Origin of the sequence: Enterobacter sp. BNK-13 (assembly GCF_048685015.1) — a bacterium.
In the GTDB taxonomy this organism is placed as follows: Bacteria; Pseudomonadota; Gammaproteobacteria; order Enterobacterales; family Enterobacteriaceae; genus Enterobacter; species Enterobacter quasiroggenkampii.
Genome location: NZ_JBLQTP010000001.1, coordinates 1959932 through 1979828, shown reverse-complemented (window position 1 = coordinate 1979828; position 19897 = coordinate 1959932). Strand labels below are relative to the sequence as shown.

Here is a 19897-nt window from a genome sequence, read left to right as displayed (position 1 = left end):
AATTCGATAAAATCATCAACTATTCCCTCAGTCACCTGCATTTATCATTCAAAAATGCCAAACGTTCACGAGGCTGCCTGCTGAGGTAGCCTGTCTTATCGGTTGTCTGGATTAAAATGCGACTCGCTACAGATAACGAAGCATATTATACTTGGTCCTCCACTCGAACAGGAGGCAGCAACTCACGTGAAGGATACATATTACAACGACATAACGATCAACACGCAAATTCAGAGTGAGCTGGACGCGTTTTTTGAGGATTTCAAAGGGATCGTCTTCGCCTACGCTATTATGAACAAGAAAGATCCTTCGCAGATGAGGATACTCAATAATAGTCCCGAGTGGTTTAATATCTATCTTGAAAGAAAATATCAGTTCATTGACCCTGTCATTATTCGGGCTTTGCGCTGTGTTGACGATTTTTTCTGGGAAAGTGATGTCGTCCTGTCGGATGGTTACAACCTGACACGCATTTTCGACGAAAGTGTCCAGTATGATATTTACCAGGGACAGACGTTTCCTCTGCATGACTATCTGAATAATCTTGTGGTCTTATCCGTCATCAGTCCTAAGCATTCTGGCATTGACATAGAGAAATATCGACCGCAATTTCTACGCTTCCTTGTTCAGTTACATCAGAAGACACTCAATCTTTATAGTCAGCATCAGCAGAAAAAGAATGTTTTCTTATCACCACGCGAGCGCCAAATCCTTAAATGGGTCAGCGCCGGGAAAACGTACGCAGAAATTGCGGTTATTTTGTCTATTGCTGAGCGCACCGTTAAATTTCACATGGGCAATATAATGAAAAAACTCGGTGTAAATAATGCCAGACACGCAATAAAACTTGGAACGGAACTCCGGTTACTGGAGGACTGAGCCTCAGCCACTGGTTATAAATGGCGTAAATGCTCGAGCATTTCGCGAAGCCAGTGACTGGATTTATCTTTGCTAATAATGTCTTCAATAATGCTGGGGCTGGCAGGCATATAAATATAATAAATAACCTCCCCTTTTTCAGAGACGCCGCGCTGAATTACTTCAACTTTCCAGTTCGCATGGCGAAATATGGCATACATACCACGACTGGCTACTGCGTACATCCCGTGATATTTTTTCTTTAGGCAATAAATATTCATTGCAAGAAACAATGCTTTACTGGCGGGCACGCCCTGCAGACTTGCAGAGTCTCGTGTTTCTTTATCTAAAAATAAGCGACTCACTTCACAACAGGGAACATCTGCAGGAAAAACAATGGGATTATCGAAATAGTTGTGAAAGATCTCGCTTATCATTGTCGGCTGCGTTGCGTTAATAAATCGCGCGCCGCATAACAGCTGTCCATCATACATTCCCAGCAAGTATGTCGTGTTATGGGAATCAAACTGATCCTTTTCCATACCTTCGATGCATTCCACTTTCCAGTCGAGTCGGTCCCGAAAAGTTTTTCTTCTGAGTCGGTAGAGTTCGTGTGCTAATGCTGGTGGTAAATCATCGTAGTCGTGTAAAAAAAATTCAATGACAGAATTCATGCTCTTGTTCCTGATAATAACACCTGAAACTATTATCACCTGTCTTTAAGGACAGCTTTCATTGTGCCGCATATTCCCTATACTTAAAAAGTACCTGACCACGAAGTTCTCGCAAAACTAAGCGGTCAGGAGGTCAAAGACCTACGAAACACCAGGGATATACCCATCGATGATTATCTAATATTTAAAGTTTCGGGTACAGAGCATAAGAAGCACTTTGCCGATAAAATATTAAAAAACAATAATCACAAAATAATTACAATAAAAACATTGCCCCTTAATCTTTTAAGGGGTAATATTTCTGTTTGCTTATTTTTTCTACCTTCCCTTCGTTTTACTGACTCTGCTGATTTCATCTGCCCAAAACCCTCGTCGGTACCGCTTTACAGACATCTGCCTGTGCTATTCTTGCTGAATCATGTAAGACGGAGAATTGATGATGGCCGACTGGAATCCTTCTCTTTACCTGCAATTTGGCGCAGAAAGAACGCGTCCAGCCGCCGAATTGCTCGCCAGAATTCCTCTGGATGAGGCTGCGACTATCGCCGATCTGGGCTGCGGTCCGGGCAACAGCACGGCGCTGTTGAAGCATCGCTGGCCTTCTGCGCACATCACCGGGGTCGATAACTCCCCTGCTATGCTCGAGGAAGCACGCGCCGCCTTACCTGACTGCCACTTTGTTGAGGCCGATATCCGGCAGTATAAGCCTGGTCAGCCGCTGAGCCTGATTTATGCCAACGCGTCACTGCAATGGGTTCCGGACCATTACGATCTCCTGCCGCATCTTGTCTCCCTGCTTAAGTTAAATGGCGTGCTGGCGATCCAGATGCCCGACAACTGGCTGGAACCCACTCATGTGGCGATGCGTGAAGTGGCGCTGGAGCAAGACTACCCAGACCGGGGCCGCGAACCTCTGCCGGGCGTACATGCTTATTACGATATTCTGTCGGAGGCTGGCTGTGACGTGGATATCTGGCGGACAACCTATTATCACAAAATGAGCTCTCATCAGGCCATTATTGACTGGGTAAGCGCCACCGGCCTGCGGCCCTGGCTCCAGGAACTGAATGAGAGCGAACAGAAACGTTTCCTGAAACGCTACCATGAACTGCTGGAAGAGCAGTATCCGCTCCAGGAAAACGGGCAGATACTGCTGGCTTTTCCTCGGTTGTTTATCGTGGCTCAACGCCAGCCCTGATCCGATTACAGGCGGGCTTCTTTGAGCAAATGCTGGATAACCTTTTCCTGCCGCGCATAATCCCCCTCGCCAAAGGCGGTATAGCGCAACTGCCCTTTGGCATCAAAGTAGTAATGCGCTGGCCAGTACTGGTTGCCGAACGCATTCCAGATTTGATAGTTGTTATCCGTCACGACCCGATACGGCAGTTGCCACTTTTTCACCGAATTTTTAACCGACGAAAGCGGTTTTTCCCAGGGGTATTCCGGGGTGTGAACCCCAATCACCACCAGACCCTGCGATTGATACTTTGTAGCCCACTCCCGCACATATGGGAGCGTATGCTGACAATTAATGCAGTCCCAGGTCCAGAAATCAATCAGAACAACCTTCCCTCGCAAGGATTCAGACGTGACAGGGTCACCGTTAATCCATCCCGTTCCACCACTTAGCGGAGGCAGCTGGCTGCTGGGCTCAGCGATTGCCACCGGCTGGAGCTTCACCGTCGCGGTTGTGGGTTTTGCCAGGTTTAAGAGCGCGGTCTCAAGACGGTCTGCGACGCCGTTAGCGCCTTTCAGCAACGAGGTCATCCCCGTCGCATTCAGGACGACTGCCGCTAACATCGCCACCCCCGCCCCCTGACGCAGCTTCGCCATGAGTGCCGATTTTGCTTTCAGCGGGGTCATTAGCGTGCGGCCTCCAATGACGAGTAATCCCAGCATCAGCGCGCATCCGCTGCCATAGGCAGCCAGCAGTGCGCCGGTGGTAATGGCGGAATGCCCCGCAATGTTAATGCTGAAGATCGCTCCCAGGATGGGGCCCGCGCAGGGAGACCAGAGCAGTCCTACCGCAAGCCCGGCCAGAAAAGCCGATGCCATTCCGCGCGTTTGCCCGCTTCGGGTGTTGAGGACATTTCCCGCGCTGACGGCCGGACCGGCAATACGCTGGGCGAAAGACGGGAAAATTAAGGCCAGCGCGGCGGTGGCCAGAATGACGAGCGCGATCCAGCGCCCAACAATGGTCGCCTCTGTTATCCACTCGCTGGCGACGGTGACGACCATCGCCACCAGGGTGAACATCACGACCATCCCTGCGAGCAGGGCCAAAATATGTCGTCGTTGCCCCTGAAAACCGGCAAACAGGAGTGGAATAACCGGGAGCGTACATGGGCTGAGCAGGCTTATCATCCCACCCAGAAAAGCGATTAACAGAAACATAATGACCTCACATTACACGTCCTGCGACACTGCAGTGAGGCTATTTCATCGTCCTGATGTGTTCAGGATATGTGTAAACGCGCGGTTTTTGTCTGGCTCTGTATCACCCAGGCCGGGAGATACAAAGCCGTACAATTTTACGAACGACGCGGTAGCGTAATGGCGACATCCAGTCCGCCTCCGGCGCGGTTCGCCAGCCTGAGTTTTCCTTCCAGCTGTGCGGTCAGTTGCGCGGCAATCGCCAGGCCGAGTCCTGTCCCGCCGGTATCGCGATTACGCGAGGTTTCAACCCGATAAAACGGCTGCAGAACCGCCTCCAGTTCGGCTTCGGGTATTCCCGGCCCGTCGTCCACAATGTGAATCACCACCTCTTCGGCAGACGAAATATCAATGGCAATGACGGCACCGCCGCCGAACTTCAGCGCATTATCCAGCAGGTTAGTCATCACTCTACGAAGCGCCTGTGGACGCGTGACGATGGGCAAGCGGGTTTCGCTTGCCTGAAACTGCACGTTTTTACCAATGTCCTGATAATCGCTGGCGATGCTGTTGACCCAGGCGTTCAGCTCCAGCTTCAGCGACGTTTCTTCCAGTGATTCTGATGACCGGGCATACGCGATACCCTCACGCACCAGACGAGACATACTATCAAGATCATTGAGGAGCTTGTCGCGTAGTTCCGGTTCCCCGGCCATTTCGACACGCAGCTTCATGCGAGTAATGGGCGTCTGGAGATCGTGGGAAATCGAGGCCAGGATCTGTGCGCGTTCCCGGAGATAAGACTGAATGCGTGCCTGCATGGCGTTGAAGGCATGCGCTGCCCGCTGCACCTCAAGCGGCCCCTTTTCCGTCATTGGCGTGCTGGCCGCCGGATCTAGCGCGTCCACCGCGCGGGTAAAGTGTGAAAAAGGCCGTACCACCTGCCGCACGGCGATCCAGGCGCAGACGGCCAGAACCAGCAGCTGCAGGACGAGAACGATTGGGAGCCAGCTGGCGACGGGCGGCATGCGCGGGATCAGGTCAATGGTCAGCGGCGCGCCATCGCGTAATGTAAGATGGGCCTGAATATGCGAAATGGCGCCGGGAACCGCGGTAAAGCTAAGCGGGTAATGCGCGGCAAGCGTCGCTTTTAAGGTTCGGATGGCATCTTGCGAACGCTTATCCGTCGGCGCTGAGCCGGGTTCTCCTGTGCCCAGAATATAACGATAGTTACCTCGTTCAAGCCGAGGCAACCAGGTGGCGCGTTCGCTGGCCGGTAAGCGGTCTAAAATGGCGACGCTGGTTGCGACATCGTTTTCCAGATTACCGAGCATCACCGTGCGCGCGCTGTGCATGCGTTCAGTCATGACCAGCGTCAGGCTCAGGGCGTTAGCCAGCAGCAAACCGGACAGTACGACGATCAGCAAACGGGCCAGCAGAGAGCGTGGCCAGAGCGTCATTCGTTAACCTCTTTGATGGTCACCGGCATCGTAAAGACGTAGCCTTCGCTGCGCACGGTTTTGATATAGGCGGGCGTGCGGGCATCTTCATTGAGACGCTGGCGCACCCGGCTTACCAGCAGATCGACAGAACGTTCAAACAGTTCGGCGTCACGTCCCTGCGTCAAATTGAGCAATTGGTCACGGGTCAGCACGCGTTGCGGATGGTCCAGGAAAACGCGCAGCAGACGATACTCCGCCCCACTGAGTGCCACAATCACCCCTTCCGGGTCGATTAAGTGGCGAGCAACGGTATCGAGCTGCCATTCACCGAACATCACCAGCCGCCCTGCTTCTGTCACCTGTAAATTGGGCGGCATCGTGCGAAAACGCCGTAAAATCGCTTTGATGCGTGCCAGAAGCTCACGGGCGACAAACGGCTTCACCACGTAGTCATCCGCCCCCATCTCCAGTCCCAGGATCCTGTCCGTCTCCTCATTGCGCGCCGTCAGCATCAGGATGGGCAGATCTTTATGTTTGCCGCTGCGTAACTGCCGGCATAGCGTGAGACCGTCATCGCCGGGCATCATGACGTCCAGCACCACCAGGTCGATATGCTGTTTATCCAGTACGCTACGCATCTCTTTGCCGTTGGCCGCGCCCGTCGCGCGATAGCCAGACTTACCGAGATAATCGACAATCAGTTCACGAATATCCCTGTCGTCATCGACGACAAGGATGTGGTCAATATGTTCCACCGAACTCTCCAGACCGAAGGGTAACGTACTGAAAATAGCACATTTCACAGCTTATCCGCGTCGATAACTGCCTTGACGAAATCCTGTGGATCTTCCTGAGGCGGGTTATGCCCCACGGTTGCGCCGAAGGTGCGGTGCTCATATTTGCCGGTAAATTTAGCTGCATAGGCCTGCGGTGCCGGATGCGGCGCGCCGTTGTTGCCGCCTTCGATGGTGATCGTTGGGACGGTGATATTCGGCAGCGTGGCCAGTTTTTGCTCGTAGCGGTCGTATTTACGCTCGCCTTTTTCCAGCCCTAAACGCCAGCGATAATTACTGAGCGTCACCGCGACGTGGTCCGGATTATCGAGGGATTTGGCACTGGCGTTAAAGACCGCATCGCTAAATTTCCAGTCAGGCGAGGCCTGCGACCAGATTAAGCGCGCAAAGTCATGCGTGTTTTTGGCATAGCCTTCAGCACCGCGCACGGTGGCGAAATAGAACTGATACCACCACTGCTGCTCTGCTTTTGGCGGCAGCGGCTGTTTGCCAATCTGCTGGCTGCTGATGAGATACCCGCTCACCGACACCAGTGATTTTACGCGCTCAGGCCACAGCGCCGCGACGATATCCGCCGTCCGGGCGCCCCAGTCATATCCTGCAAATACCGCCTGCCTGATATTCAGCGCATCCATCAGATTAACGATATCTTTCGCCATCGCCGAGGGCTGGCCGTTGCGCGGTGTGTTTGCTGACAGGAAACGCGTGGTACCGTAGCCGCGCAGAGACGGCACAATGACCCGGTACCCTTTTGCCGCCAGTGCGGGTGCAACCTCGGCATAGCTGTGAATATCGTAGGGCCAGCCATGCAGTAAAATAACCGGCTGACCGTCTTTCGGGCCAATGTCGACATAACCGACATTCAGATCGCCGGCGTTAATTTGCTGAGGATGATCAAAGGCTGCGGCGACGTTTGTGCCAGTGACTTCGGCCTGACAGGACATCACGGTGCCAAGCGAAACGGTCAGTGCGAGGGTTGAGTAAGCAAGTTTGCTGAACATGTTGGTATCTCCGGTTGAGTACAATTCACGGGGATATCACAACACCTCAATGTATAGCGGATATGTGCGAAAGCGGGTTTATTGCAAGCCTGTGTATGTATCCGGGACGCTGATACAGTGTGATACAAACACAGGCGCTGAAGTTGCTGAAGTTTTAGAGGGAGAGACGATAGCGGACGTAATCGTCAGCTTCACCATATTTGTCATAGAGTTTACGCGCCGGGTTGTTTTCCCGGGTGACCCAGTACAGTTTCGACCACCCTTCGCGCTTGCCTTCGTCAATCAGAGCGTCAATGAGCGCCTTACCGGCTCCCGCCCCGCGTTCGGCAGCATCAACAAACAGATCTTCCAGGTAGCAGATGGGCGCGGTTGACCAGGTGCCTTCATGCAAAATGCACATTGCGAAACCGATGACCTTTTCGTCCTTCTCCACGACCCGGCAGAACATCGATGAATGCGCTGAGAGCGCCCTTTCCCACGTCGCTGCGGTGACGGATTCCTCGAGGAAGCAATCATAAAAATGGGTGTAACCATCCCACAGCGGTCGCCATTGGGAATAATCCTCTGCGCGTAAAGGTCTTACCGTAACTGCCATGTTTTCCTCACATTACAGGTCAATTACCATTTCAAAACAGCGTAAATCAGCCCCCGCCATACGCGAATGATGATTATGTTCTCTCAGCGTAACAAACCCCAGCTTCTGATAAAACGACTGGGCGTTAGGCGTCGCATCGAGCGTCAGGCGGGTTATCCCCCGGCTGCGGGCCTCGTGTTTGAGTGCCTCAATAATCCGGGTCGCCATGCCTTTACCGAAGGCTGCGGGCAAGGTGAAAATCGCCTCCAGGCAATGGGTATCCAGATCGAGATAGCCGCTTGCCGCAATATCGCCCTTTTCATCTTCAATCACGTAAAAAGGGTATTCAATGACCATCTGCCGATAGCGTTCGGGCATCAGATCAGGCGTCCAGCGCGCAATGACCTCTGCGTCGTAACTGGTTTTACAGCCGTGACGAATCGCCTGGTTGCGAATATTCCAGAGTGTTTCGGCTTCCTGTGGCCTGGCTTTTCGTAATGTCATAAGCTCCCCCTTTAACGGCTTTTTAGCCGCATTTCCCGTGCCGATCTGGCAAGACGCTGAGTACGACAATAGAGTGTAAACAGCACAAAGCCGCTGCTGTTCATAACCATCCGACAAAGTAACAGCGCGAAAGATGCAATGACGAGTGGCCAGAGGCTTCCATCATGAGAAAGCAGGATATGTAGAACCTTAACGAGGGTCGTTATCAGCAGGATGATGAACAACGCCATAAAGCCCGACAATCCCGACGTCTTACCACGAGCCAGTAGTACGCTTGTCACAATGAGCGCGCCTGTCATCGTCAATGATGGTAAGAAAAAGCTCAATGCATGATGTAAAGGAGACAAACCCTGCAACGTGCTGAGAAAAGGCAAAAGGTTTAACGCAAACGCCACTAAAAACAGAGGTAACAGCATAGCTACCGGATAAGGATTTTGACGCGGAAGCTCGCTGAGGGGGCGCGAAAAATACCGTTCAAGCTCGGGAGTGGGTCGGGTATCCCCACGGGTAACAGCTTCCTCTATCTCTCTGCCATGCTGCAAGAGATTCTGGAATACGCGTCCAACTAAAAGAGACAAAAATTCCATTAAAATTTCGCCATTAGAGATGCAACCCATCTTTGGTAGTGAATAACCACAGCACGTCTCAACAGAATGTGATAGAGATGAAAATACCAGAACGCAAACAAAAGCATAACGCCTAAATAGGGAGATCCGCGCATGACGATACCGACGCTCACGACAGAACGTTTACTGCTGAAACCGCTGGTAGCGGAAGATGCCGTCCAGATACAAACGTTGTATCCGCGCTGGGAGATCGTCCGCTATATGGTCTCTTCCGTGCCCTGGCCCTATCCGGATAACGGCGCGGAAAACTATGTCAACAACGTGGCGCTGCCGGATATGGCGAAAGGGATTGCCTGGTTCTGGAGCATCCGGCGACGTGAGGTGCCGGATGAATTGATGGGCATTATTTGCCTGTACGACGTCGAGGATAACAACCGCGGGTTCTGGCTCGCGCCGGAGTTCCAGGGTCAGGGATATATGCGCGAAGCCAGCATTGCCGCGACGGATTACTGGTTCAACACGCTAAACAAATCCGTTTTGCGGGCTCCGAAGGCCGCTGCTAACAGCCGCTCCCGTCGTATTTCGGACAGTAGCGGCATGCGGCTTATCAGGACGGAGAAGAAAGCCTACGTCAGCGGGATGCTGGACTCCGAGCTGTGGGAGATCACCCGCGACGAGTGGAACGCCCGTTAGGTCAGCTGATAGTGCTTATCCGGCACCAGCCTTTCCGGAATATTCTCTTCGTCGTTCATCTGCAGCAGATCGCGTTCCATCATGTTGCAGATGGCGTCCAGCGGCAGGTCGTTATCTTCTGTGCCAAATGGGTCTTCCAGCTCTTCCGCCAGGGTGTCCAGCGAGATAAAGGTGTATGAAATCAGCGCCGAGACAAAGGGCGTCATGTAGTGCAGATCCACAACCAGCGCAAACGGCAGCATGATGCAGAACAGATAGACCGTACGGTGCAAAATCAGCGTGTAGGCAAACGGTACTGGCGTGGTCGCAATGCGCTCGCAGCCGGACAGGACGATGGACATATCGTTCAGACGGTTATTCAAGCTGTGAAACAGGATGTCTGAGAGTTGCCCGTTACGTCGCCGCACGGCCAGCCACTCCCCCATGATCAGTAAAATACGGTTCGCGGGCGCGCTGGCGTTCATCACCTGACGTAAATCATCCGGAGAAAGATAGCGAGAGAGTTGCTCTGCGTTCAGCTCCCGGCGCAGGGTCATCCGCAGGCAGTTGGCAAAAGCAATCTGCAGTCGCACGAATTCGCCAAGGTGCTTATCGTCAGGCAAGGTGTTTTTTACCTCGCGAAACAGCGAGCGTGCCGCTATCATCAACTGCCCCCAGAGCAGGCGAGCCTCAACGTAGCGTGAATAACAGGCGTTGTTTCGGAAACCCAAAAAGATAGCGATCGCCACGCCGAGAATGCTGAATGGCGCCACGGTAAATTTGATGCCCAGTGAGGTATACCACGGCAACATCAGGATAACGGCAATAGAAAGCAGGAAATTGAGCAGCAATCGGGTATAGATCTTAGGCAGTACCGAACCGTGCCAGACAAAAATCAGTTGTAGCCAGTGCTGTTTAGGACGAACGATCATAGTGAGTTTCAGGAAAGAAAAGAGCGAGGCTATTAAACGAGATCCCCGTCACCGTTGCAAGCTTGTTAACGGGACATTGCATTTTCTCCCCTGATTAGCGAAATCCGCACAGTGCTGCATGTGCTTTTTAAAAACAAAGGCAATAGTATGTTGTAACTAAATAGATCGTATTCAAACCCGGCCGAAGCCGGGTGAACGCATTAGCAAAGCGGTTTAACCGCAGCGCGCATGCCCTTCAGCAGAATGGCATCCAGGTCCAGCGTGACCTGGTCGACAAGCCCACTCACCTGCGTCAAGTCCTGCTCCCAGTGTTCGCGTGCGCTGAGCACGGACTGTACCAGCTCACGGGTGCTCAACTGCCGATCGCGGTGCTGCGCCCAGAGCTGCTGATAGCTTTCCAGCCAGCACGCATCATCCTGCACCGGATAGCTCTCCCCGTCACGCTCCGCGCGGTAGAACGCGATCAACGCGGCTAAGGCAAACGTCAGACGTGCCGGTAATTGCCCCGTTGCCTTCTGCCCTGCCAGCAGCTGCGGCAGGATGCGGGTACGGTATTTGGTCATACCGTTAAGCGCAATGGAAAGCAGCTGGTGTCTGATGTAAGGGTTACGAAAACGCCCAGTCACCGCACTGGCGAAAGATTCCAGCTCGTTACGCGGCAAATCGAGGACCGGAATGATCTCCTGATAAATTGCTTTTTCGACGAACGCGCAGATCTCCGCATCATTCATCGCCTCGCCTACCGTATCCAGCCCGGCCTGGAAGGCGACCGGCACCAGCGCCGTATGCGCCCCGTTCAGAATGGCAACCTTGCGTTCTTTGTAGGGCCTGATGTCGTCGACAATCCGTACATTTAGCGGGTACTTATCCAGACGAAGTTCGCGGGCAAGGGATGCAGGTCCCTGAATAACAAACAGATAGAAGTGTTCGGCCGTGTCCAGGAACCCATCGTGATAACCCAGCTCAGCTTCAAGCGCAGCCGCTTCGTCACGTGGATACCCCGTCACGATACGGTCAACCAGCGTCGAGCAGAAGCTGTTGGCGTCATTGAGCCACTGAATAAAGGCGGCGGGCAGCGCCCACTCCTGCGCATAGCGCAAGACGAGTTCACGCAGTGCGTCACCGTTGTAGTCAATCAACTCGCAGGGAATGATGATCCAGCCCTTGTCAGCCGCACCGTTGAAGTGGCTAAAGCGCTCAAACAGCAGACGGGTCAGCTTCGCCGGGTAGCTCACCGCAGGGGCATCGTCGAACCGGTCACCCTCGTGGTAGCTGATACCCGCTTCGGTGGTATTCGAGAAAACAAAGCGCATATCCGGATTGTGTGCCAGCTTCAGGAACGCATCATACTGATTGTAGACGTCGATTTCCCGGTTAACGGAGCGGATAAGCCGGCTCGCGCTCACCGCCTCACCCTTCTCATTCAGACCGCGAATGAGCGTGGTATAGAGACCGTCCTGCGTATTCAGTGACGGCGGGAAGTCGCTCTGAATCGGACGGACGATAACCACGCCGGCGTTAAGATCGGCATGTTCGTTTAACAGGTCAATTTGCCAGTCGACAAACGCGCGCAGGAAATTGCCTTCACCAAACTGAATGATGCGTTCGGGATACAGAGCACCGGGAAAATCGCGACGGTTGAGCGTGTTCACAAGAGGTTCCTTTTATGATTAGTCATACAGCCTGATAAGATTGGTACGATAACTTATCAAAACTTAACGACCAGAAACCCTGTTTTGATCAATACGTCGCGTAGTTGTGCAGAAAAATTATAAGAACTTATAAAACACGGACGTGGATGTCATGGCACCGTCCGGCATCAGGGCATAGCGCGGGATCTCACCAACCTTTTGCCAGCCAGCACGCTGGTAGAAGGTCTCGGCCCCGCTGCCGGTGGAGGTATCGAGCACCAGCACCGAAATCTCTCTGGCTCTGGCTTCAGCTTCCAGCGCTTCCATCAATGCCATCGCGGCTCCTTTCCGGCGCGCTTTCTCGTGAACCAGCAGCTTCGCCACATCGGCGCGATGCGGCTGGTTTTCGGGCTGATCTGTGATCAGCTGCACCGTTCCGATGACGCCGTCCTGCGCATCGACGCAGGCAAGCACCAGTCGCTCGCCACGCGCGACGCTTTCGGCAATACCGCGCCAGAAAATACGGGCCTTATCCAGGCCATAAGGAAGCATAAAGCTGACGGATGCCCCGCCGTTTACGCAGTTTTCGAGGATCCCGGCCAGCGCATCAAGATGGGTGAGGATCTCTTCCCGGGTGAGATTTTTGATTTGCAGTGAGGTATTCATTGTTTTTCCTTACGTTGAATACACTCACTTTGTATTTAACAACTTATTAACGCAAGCGGATCGGACATAGGCTTTTGTTATGTCACCGGGCGCGCTGGCGCTGCTGTTTCATGGCGTACATCTTTTCATCGGCATCTTTTAACCACTGCTGCAGGTCGTTGCCGTTATGATCGAATTCGCTAAGCCCCCATGAGAACTGAAGCGACCAGGGATGCAGCTTGCGGGCGTTATAGTGTTCCACCTGCTCAGCGAGATACTGCATGGCAATCCAGGCCCCCTGCTCATCCGTATCCGCAAACAGCACGGCGAACTCGTCCCCGCCAAACCGCACCAGCAGATCCGCTTCACGGAAAGAAGCACGCATCAGTTGCGCCATGACTTTCAGCGCCTTATCGCCCTCTTCATGCCCGTAGCGATCGTTAATCTCCTTAAAGCGATCCAAATCCAGCCAGCCGAGCGTGAGCGGCTCAGCCCGGCGCCGGGCAACAGAAAGCGTGAACCGCACCAGCTGATTAAAGCCCCGACGGTTGAATAAACCCGTTAATTCATCCGTTGTCGCCGCGCTGATAGCGGCAAACTCATCTTCAGCCAGCGCGCCAAGATCCCCCAGCACGGCGAGATCGGCCGCTGAAAACTCCCTGGGCGCGTAGTCAATCAGGCAGAGCGAGCCCACGCTCGCGCCGTCACGCAGGCGCAGCGGGAAGCCCGCGTAAAAACGCACGCGAGGTTCACCGGCCACCAGCGGATTATCCGCAAAACGATCGTCCTGCAGCATATCCCCCACCACCAGCGGTGCTTCGGTGAGGATCGTATGGCCACAAAACGAAATGTTACGCGGTACGGAATTGGGTGCCTGCCCGTCGGCCGACTTCACAATAAGTGAATGCTCATCAATCAGATTGACCATCGCCAGCGGCACCTGGAAGAAGCGCTTTGCCAGACGTGTTAACCGGTCAAACGCCGGGGAGCTGTCTATCTCAAGCAAACCGGATTCGCGCAGCGAGTTCAGTCTGTCTGTTTCATTTTCAGGGGTTGCAGGTGCTTTCATAATGTCTCCTGACGTAAAGCGTTACTAAAAGCGTAGCTTAAACAGAGACATTGTCAGTGTTCGAACATCCTGTTAAGCCGCTTGCTATTCACGTCAATGCCTTATGACGATTAACGCAGCTATATTTCACTCCCGGAGGTCGCGGCAAGCTGCTCGTCCGACATCCGGGCACTGGTACGATTTCGACCCGCTTTTTTTGAACGATAAAGATGATCGTCCGCTTCGGCCATCAACGTGTTGAAGACCTCGGTCAACTGCCATGACTCAGACTTTCCGCTTCCGAGGCCAATACTGACCGTCAGGTAGAGCGTCTGGTGGCGCCACGTGAAAGGATGGCTGGCGACGGTGGTTCTGATACGCTCCGCCAGTTCATAACCGTTTTGCGCATTACCAGAGTTTACCACCACCGCGAACTCTTCCCCGCCCATTCGCGCAACCATGCCGTCTTCGCCGACAACCTGTTGAACCTGCCGGGCAAATGACGCCAGCACGCGGTCACCACACTCGTGACCATAGTTATCATTAATGCTTTTAAAGTAATCGATATCCAGCAGCATGACGGTCAGAAAACGCGAGTGCCGGTGCGTCTCTTCGTGTTTTAACGCCTCATAAAGCCCGGAACGCGAGTAAACATGCGTTAAGAAGTCATAATCCGCCCGCAGGGAAACCTGACGGATCAGGGAATTAATGGCAGCCATGCTGACGGAGACCATCACCGGACAGATCGCCATCGTGGCAATACCCAGCCGGGCAGAAAACATCATTGGGGTGGTAAACGGCGTCGCCACGGCAATATTAATCACCGAGTTGGCGACCAGAATAATTTCAATGGCGCCCGTCACAAACGTCAGCAAGCAGGTCACAGGCAATGGGTAGCGTACGGCACACCAGATAAGCGCAGGCAGAGGAAAAGAGAGGCTCCCCGCTCCGCCAATCACCACCGACGCGACCACCGAGACAATTAGCACAATAACCGGTAGCAACTGCTCCAGACGCAACCTGAATTCGCGCACGGGCATGCCCAGCGTGAGCATACACGGCACAACAAGCACGCCGGTTGAGAACTGCTCGCTAAACCAGTCGGCAAACAACGGCCAGAAGGTGTGACTGTCAATCCCGACCGAACCTACCGCGCCGAGCAACGCGCACAGCAGCGCGGCGATCAGACAGTAGTTGAACAGGCGTAATGCGTTAAGCGGATCGGGGGTTTTCTTCATCAGCCGCTTATCACGCTGAACCAGCACGGCCACAACGACGATAAAGACCATGTTAGACAGGTTGATCACCACGGAGGCCATCCCCCAGCTGGTCGTGACCGCGTCGTACAACAGCATCGCGACATAGGATACTGCATAGTAATGCAGGCGATTCAGGAAAACATATCGGGCAAAGATCCCTGCCATCACGCCATTGAGTGGCCAGAACAGCGACAAGGCCTCCACGAGACGTAATTCCGCGCCCACAAAATAGAACAAGGTGGTGAGGATAAAGATCGTCGATGCATTTCGCAGCGGCGTGTCAGGCTGGAACGGTCTGAAAGCGGTAAGAGCAGAACGCATTAAATATCATTCCATATGAAAGCTTATGGCAATTATTGCGGTCGTCAGCACGATCGGAGCTCACTTAAGATGCATCTATAACACAAATACAGCGGGATCATAACTCGTCAAATTTAGGCGTTCTTCTGCAGTACCAACCAGTGGTGAATGACGCTGACGATATACTGCTGCTGCTGCGCGGTAAGCTGAACACCGTGTGGAATATTATGCCATTTTGCCAGGCAGCCCCGACAACAGGTGGCGGTAGCATGCTGGGCGATAAACACCGGGTGACCGCGCATGGGCGTCTGTTTCCCGTCGTTTGCAGGTTGTGCAGGGGCAAGACGCTTTTCGACAAAATCCGCGGCATGCTGGTCAATGGTATCCGGTCCTTTGTCCCAGCAGTACTGCCGTTCCTTATCGCCTAAGCGAAAGCGCGAGCGAAACGTCGATCGCGCCAGACGGGAAAAAAGAGGATCCAGGTCAGACATCAGTAGACTGAACGTCCCATACGCTGGGTCAGTTTCTCCAGAACCGCCACACCGGCAAGCGAATTTCCGGTTTCATCCAGCTCCGGGCTCCAGACCGCAATCGCCATTTCATGCGGCACAATAGCCACGACTCCGCCACCGACGCCTGATTTAGCCGGGAGACCAACGCGCCAGGCAAACTCGCCGGCGTTTTGATACATCCCGCTGGTCGCCATCAGCGCGTTAACCTGGCGTGCCTGCAGAGGTGAAACCACCTCCTGATCGAGATGCGGCGCGTGCCCCTGATGCGCCAGGAACAGGAACGTCTGAGCCAGCTCAACGCAGCTCATCTTCAGGGCGCAGTAATGGAAGTAGTTTTGCAGGACGGTCGCCACGTCGTTATGGAAATTGCCGAAGGATTTCATCAGCCACGCGATGGCCGCGTTACGGGCGGAATGTTCGAATTCCGAGCGGGCCACCACCGGATCGTAGGCAATGTCGTCGACGCCCGAAAGCTGGCGCACGATCTCCAGCATACGCTGACGCGGCGCGCTGAGGCGGCTTTGCAGCATATCGCAGACCACCAGCGCCCCGGCGTTGATAAAGGGATTTCGCGGTTTACCCTGTTCTATCTCGAGCTGAAGCAGCGAGTTAAAAGGCTGGCCGGACGGATCTTTGCCCACCCGCTGCCAGATCTCGTCTTCTTCATACTGGCGCATCGCCGCAACCAGACTGAGCACTTTCGAAATGGACTGAATGGAAAAACGTTCTGTTGCATCCCCTGCCTGGTATCGCTGTCCGTCGATGGTACAGATAGCAATGCCCAGCTTATTCCCGCTGACCGAGGCAAGGGCCGGAATATAGTCGGCAACCTTCCCCTTTCCAATTAACGGACGAACCTGCGCCAGAATCTCGTCCAACATATCATTATGGATGACCGCAGCCACACTTTGCTCCTTGCCCTCAGGCTAAAACGGGCTGCGAGTATAACAGAGGCTTATGTATTGCGTCAGGCGCTAAGACGAAAACGCGAAACGGCCTGCAATAAAAGATCGGATTGCTTTTGCAGACGTTCAGAAGCATCCGAGGCGTCAGAGACCAGCAAATCCGTCTGACGGGAGACCTGGTTCAGCGCCTGAAGCTGACGCGTCATCTGGTGAATACTGTCTCCCTGACTGAGCGTGGCGGTGGAGATCTCATTAAGCAAACTGCTTAAATTGCCCACCAGACCGGTGACCTGCTGCAGATTCTCTTCCATCAGGGTGACGGCACGAGAACCGTCTTCAATCCCCTGCACCGAGCGGTTGATCAGCTCCTGAATGGTCTGCGTCGAGTGGCTGCTCTTTCTGGCCAGCAGCCCAACCTCCCGGGCAACGACGGCAAATCCGCGCCCCTGATTTCCGGCATGGGCCGCCTCAATAGCGGCATTCAGCGCCAGGATGTTCGTCTGAAACGCCACGCTGTCGATCATCGCCACGATCCCGCGCATCTCGGACGATCGCTCGACGATCGCCTGCATCGACGCGTTTACGGTCGACATCATCTGGTCTCCCCCCACGGCTGCCTGGCGCGCTTCATCGGCCCGGGCGCTGGCGAGTCTGGCATACCCGGTATTGCCTTCAACGTGGCTTTCCAGCGCCGCGATATGCGCCGTCACATCCTCAAGCTCTTTCGCCTGACGTGCCGACTGCTGATACAGCTTCTGGTTACCCTGTGCCAGGGCATCAATGTTCTCCACCATGGTCGCCGTGGCATGGCTGACCTGCGTCACCAGTTGCTGCAGGCCAAGCTGCATCGTGGCAATACTGTCACTAAGCTGCCCAATCTCGCGATTGAAACGCATAACGTTCGGCGGCGTGCCGGAGAGATCCCCTGCTGCCAGCCGGTTGATATGCGCGATGAGCCGACGCAGCGGCGTAATCACCCATCGGGACATACCGAACCAGACGACAGCGGCGATGGCGACTAACAGCACCGGGGCAAACAGAAATAACGTTTGCAGGTCGGAGAGCTGCGCCATGAGGCTCTGACGCCCCTGCATCGCCTGCTTCTCGCTTGCCTGCTGATAGCGCGCATAGTTGTCGTTAAAATCCGTCTGAAACGCCTGCGCCGGGACGGCAAAAAAAGCGTCGATGGTGTTGGTCTTGACCAGACCTTCAGCCTGTTCTTTGATCGCACCGTAGAAAAGTTGATAGCTGTTCACCAGCGCGTCGTCTTTCGGGGGATTCAGCGCCAGCCAGGCCTTCCACGCCTGCTGCGAAACCGTCAGCGCCTTTTGCGCGTCATCCATCAGGCTATGCCAGCTTCCGTCGGAGCCGGTCTCTTTATCCTGCATAAACCAGACGCCGGAGCGGTTAAGGAGATCGCTTGCGGCCAGCAGAGAGACGCGAGCCAAATCCAGCTTGCTCTGCTGCTGCCAGGCCAGCAGGTTGTGCTGCTCGTTGCGCTGGGCTTCGTTCAGGGAGGCGTTAAGCAGGAGTGACGAGGAGAGCTGCAGCGCGGAGAAAAGGCCAATGATGCAAAAGATCCCCGTCAGCAGGCCAAAGTGACGGGGGGTGAGACGCTGCGCAATACGGCGAAAAATTTGCGTTAGGTTCATAATTAGCTTCATTTACAAGGCGTTAGACGCGAGCGAGTCTACGAAATGAAAATGACAGAACCATTGCAGATTAGTGACAACGGCCCTCGCGATGAGGGCCGAAATTAAGGATTACACGCGATCCTTCCACACCGTCTGCGCATTACAGAACTCGTGCAAGCCAAAGTGGGAAAGCTCGCGGCCAAAGCCGCTTTTCTTCACGCCGCCAAAGGCTACGCGCGCATCGCTGGCGCTAAAGCCGTTGATAAACACCCCACCGCACTCCAGCTCGCGGGAGAAGGTCTCTGCCAGCGCATCACTGGCGGTAAAGACCGTGGCTGACAGACCAAAATCGCTGTCGTTGGCCAGCCTCAGGGCGTGCTCCGCGTCTTTCGCGACCGTAATGGCCGCGACCGGACCAAACAGCTCCTGACGGAACGCCGTCATCGACGGGGTGACATTCGCCAGCACGGTTGGCGCATAATAATTCCCCTCGCCGCTGATTTTCTCACCGCCCAGCAGCAGCGTTGCCCCTTCTGCCAGCGTCGCCTGTACCTGCTGATGCAGTTCATCGCGCAGATCAAAACGCGCCATCGGGCCCAGGTAGTTTTCTTCCTGGTCCGGCGCACCCAGCTTCAGGGCCGCAACCGCATCGACAAAGCGTTGGGTAAAGGTGTCCGCAATACCTTCTTCCACAATGAAGCGTTTTGCCGCCGCGCACACCTGTCCGGTATTCTGGTAGCGGCCTGTTACCGCCGCCTTCACGGCAAGATCCAGGTCGGCATCGTTGAGAACGATGAACGGGTCTGAGCCGCCCAGTTCAAGAACGCATTTCTTTAGCGCAGCCCCCGCCTGAGCACCAATGGCTGCCCCGGCACGCACGCTGCCGGTGACGGTCACCGCCGCAATACGACGATCGTTAATCGCCTGGCTGACGCCGTCGTTGGTGGCGTTCACCCAGCCGAACACGCCGTCAGGGAAACCCGCATCCGCAAAAATCTGCGCGATAAGATCCGCCGAGCCGAGCACGTTGGGCGCGTGTTTGAGCAGATAGCTGTTCCCTGCCAGCAGAATCGGCACCGAGCCGCGCAGCACCTGCCAGAGCGGGAAGTTCCACGGCATTACCGCGAGGATCGGCCCCAGCGGACGGTATTCAATAACCGCGTTCTGGTTTTCCACCTGCGTGGGTTCCGCACGCAGCATCGCCGGGCCGTGCTCGGCGTACCAGTCGCACAGGCCGGCGGATTTCGCCACTTCCGCCCGTGCCTGCTGGATGGGTTTGCCCATTTCACGGGAGATCGTCTGCGCCATCTCTTCAGCGCGATGACGCAGCGCGGCGCCAAGATCGCGCAGCTTTTGCGCCCGGTGGGAGACGCTTTCGCGACGCCACTGGCGATAGCCCGCGTCGGACTGAGAAATCGCGCGTTCAACCTGTTCCGGCGTCGCCCACGGATACGCGGCGAGGGTTTCACCCGTGGCCGGGTTGACAGAGAAGGCATGTGTTGCAGAGGAATAAGTCATGGTGTTCTCCACGTTTTTCGGTTGATTAATTGTGGCCCACTCTGCTATTTCTTAA

At 54.6% G+C, this 19897-nt stretch carries 20 protein-coding genes; 3 read left to right on the top strand and 17 right to left on the bottom strand.

Annotated elements, in window-relative coordinates:
- Nucleotides 1–186: 186 nt before the first annotated feature.
- The gene (locus ACMGGQ_RS09610; RefSeq protein ID WP_048030459.1) at nt 187–879 is read left to right on the top strand and encodes a helix-turn-helix transcriptional regulator; all 693 of its coding nucleotides are present in this window, start codon (nt 187–189) and stop codon (nt 877–879) included.
- A 14-nt stretch (nt 880–893) separates the two neighbouring features.
- Here ACMGGQ_RS09610 and ACMGGQ_RS09605 read toward each other — a convergent pair whose 3' ends face one another.
- Nucleotides 894–1532 carry an acyl-homoserine-lactone synthase gene (locus tag ACMGGQ_RS09605; protein ID WP_048223222.1) on the bottom strand — a complete coding sequence of 213 codons (639 nt, stop codon included), beginning with the start codon at nt 1530–1532 and terminating at the stop codon, nt 894–896.
- Nucleotides 1533–1971: 439 nt separating this feature from the next.
- Here ACMGGQ_RS09605 and tam point away from each other — a divergent pair, with 439 nt between their 5' ends.
- Nucleotides 1972–2730: a trans-aconitate 2-methyltransferase gene (tam, locus tag ACMGGQ_RS09600; RefSeq protein ID WP_048224425.1), complete on the top strand. Its 759-nt coding sequence runs from the start codon at nt 1972–1974 to the stop codon at nt 2728–2730.
- 5 nt (nt 2731–2735) lie between these two features.
- On the opposite strand, the gene ACMGGQ_RS09595 is transcribed toward tam, so the two are convergent.
- The 7 genes from ACMGGQ_RS09595 to ACMGGQ_RS09565 form a co-directional block, all read right to left on the bottom strand.
- Entirely contained in the window at nt 2736–3926 is a 1191-nt protein-coding gene (locus tag ACMGGQ_RS09595; protein ID WP_420289929.1) for a cytochrome c biogenesis protein/redoxin, read from the bottom strand.
- A 137-nt stretch (nt 3927–4063) separates the two neighbouring features.
- Nucleotides 4064–5365, bottom strand: coding sequence for an ATP-binding protein (locus ACMGGQ_RS09590; protein ID WP_420289928.1), 1302 nt, complete (start codon nt 5363–5365; stop codon nt 4064–4066).
- On the bottom strand, nt 5362–6102 hold the full coding sequence (locus tag ACMGGQ_RS09585) for a response regulator (RefSeq protein WP_032647230.1): 741 nt from the start codon (nt 6100–6102) through the stop codon (nt 5362–5364). The genes ACMGGQ_RS09590 and ACMGGQ_RS09585 overlap by 4 nt, the downstream gene beginning before the upstream one ends.
- A gap of 44 nt (nt 6103–6146) precedes the next feature.
- Nucleotides 6147–7142 (bottom strand): alpha/beta fold hydrolase, encoded by a 996-nt coding sequence (locus ACMGGQ_RS09580; protein ID WP_196352259.1) that lies wholly within the window; start codon nt 7140–7142, stop codon nt 6147–6149.
- Nucleotides 7143–7296: 154 nt separating this feature from the next.
- Nucleotides 7297–7737, bottom strand: coding sequence for a GNAT family N-acetyltransferase (locus ACMGGQ_RS09575; RefSeq protein WP_248221401.1), 441 nt, complete (start codon nt 7735–7737; stop codon nt 7297–7299).
- A gap of 12 nt (nt 7738–7749) precedes the next feature.
- Nucleotides 7750–8220: a GNAT family N-acetyltransferase gene (locus ACMGGQ_RS09570; RefSeq protein ID WP_420289927.1), complete on the bottom strand. Its 471-nt coding sequence runs from the start codon at nt 8218–8220 to the stop codon at nt 7750–7752.
- An 11-nt stretch (nt 8221–8231) separates the two neighbouring features.
- Nucleotides 8232–8807, bottom strand: a complete 576-nt coding sequence (locus ACMGGQ_RS09565; protein WP_248221397.1) for a hypothetical protein — start codon at nt 8805–8807, stop codon at nt 8232–8234.
- Between the two features lie 132 nt (nt 8808–8939).
- Here ACMGGQ_RS09565 and ACMGGQ_RS09560 point away from each other — a divergent pair, with 132 nt between their 5' ends.
- On the top strand, nt 8940–9479 hold the full coding sequence (locus ACMGGQ_RS09560) for a GNAT family N-acetyltransferase (RefSeq protein ID WP_420289926.1): 540 nt from the start codon (nt 8940–8942) through the stop codon (nt 9477–9479).
- Here ACMGGQ_RS09560 and ACMGGQ_RS09555 read toward each other — a convergent pair.
- The 9 genes from ACMGGQ_RS09555 to sad all read right to left on the bottom strand — a co-directional run bounded on the left by ACMGGQ_RS09555 (nt 9476) and on the right by sad (nt 19842).
- Nucleotides 9476–10390, bottom strand: coding sequence for a bestrophin family protein (locus ACMGGQ_RS09555; RefSeq protein ID WP_048223212.1), 915 nt, complete (start codon nt 10388–10390; stop codon nt 9476–9478). The two genes, ACMGGQ_RS09560 and ACMGGQ_RS09555, sit on opposite strands and share 4 nt — an antisense overlap.
- Before the next feature lie 200 nt (nt 10391–10590).
- Complete coding sequence (locus ACMGGQ_RS09550; protein ID WP_420289925.1) at nt 10591–12042, bottom strand: tagaturonate reductase; 1452 nt, start codon at nt 12040–12042, stop codon at nt 10591–10593.
- Nucleotides 12043–12159: 117 nt separating this feature from the next.
- On the bottom strand, nt 12160–12687 hold the full coding sequence (locus ACMGGQ_RS09545; RefSeq protein WP_048030473.1) for a GNAT family N-acetyltransferase: 528 nt from the start codon (nt 12685–12687) through the stop codon (nt 12160–12162).
- A gap of 82 nt (nt 12688–12769) precedes the next feature.
- Nucleotides 12770–13735 (bottom strand): sensor domain-containing diguanylate cyclase, encoded by a 966-nt coding sequence (locus ACMGGQ_RS09540; RefSeq protein WP_045910540.1) that lies wholly within the window; start codon nt 13733–13735, stop codon nt 12770–12772.
- 119 nt (nt 13736–13854) lie between these two features.
- Complete coding sequence (locus ACMGGQ_RS09535; RefSeq protein WP_420289924.1) at nt 13855–15294, bottom strand: diguanylate cyclase domain-containing protein; 1440 nt, start codon at nt 15292–15294, stop codon at nt 13855–13857.
- Between the two features lie 113 nt (nt 15295–15407).
- A complete protein-coding gene (locus ACMGGQ_RS09530; RefSeq protein ID WP_420289923.1) occupies nt 15408–15764 on the bottom strand; it encodes a DUF4186 domain-containing protein in 357 nt (118 codons plus the stop codon).
- On the bottom strand, nt 15764–16690 hold the full coding sequence (gene glsB, locus ACMGGQ_RS09525; protein ID WP_420289922.1) for a glutaminase B: 927 nt from the start codon (nt 16688–16690) through the stop codon (nt 15764–15766). Before glsB ends, ACMGGQ_RS09530 begins: the two co-directional genes overlap by 1 nt.
- A 62-nt stretch (nt 16691–16752) precedes the next feature.
- Nucleotides 16753–18342 (bottom strand): methyl-accepting chemotaxis protein, encoded by a 1590-nt coding sequence (locus tag ACMGGQ_RS09520; RefSeq protein ID WP_126533879.1) that lies wholly within the window; start codon nt 18340–18342, stop codon nt 16753–16755.
- A 111-nt stretch (nt 18343–18453) separates the two neighbouring features.
- On the bottom strand, nt 18454–19842 hold the full coding sequence (gene sad / locus ACMGGQ_RS09515) for a succinate-semialdehyde dehydrogenase (RefSeq protein WP_420289921.1): 1389 nt from the start codon (nt 19840–19842) through the stop codon (nt 18454–18456).
- Between the last annotated feature and the right edge of the window lie 55 nt (nt 19843–19897).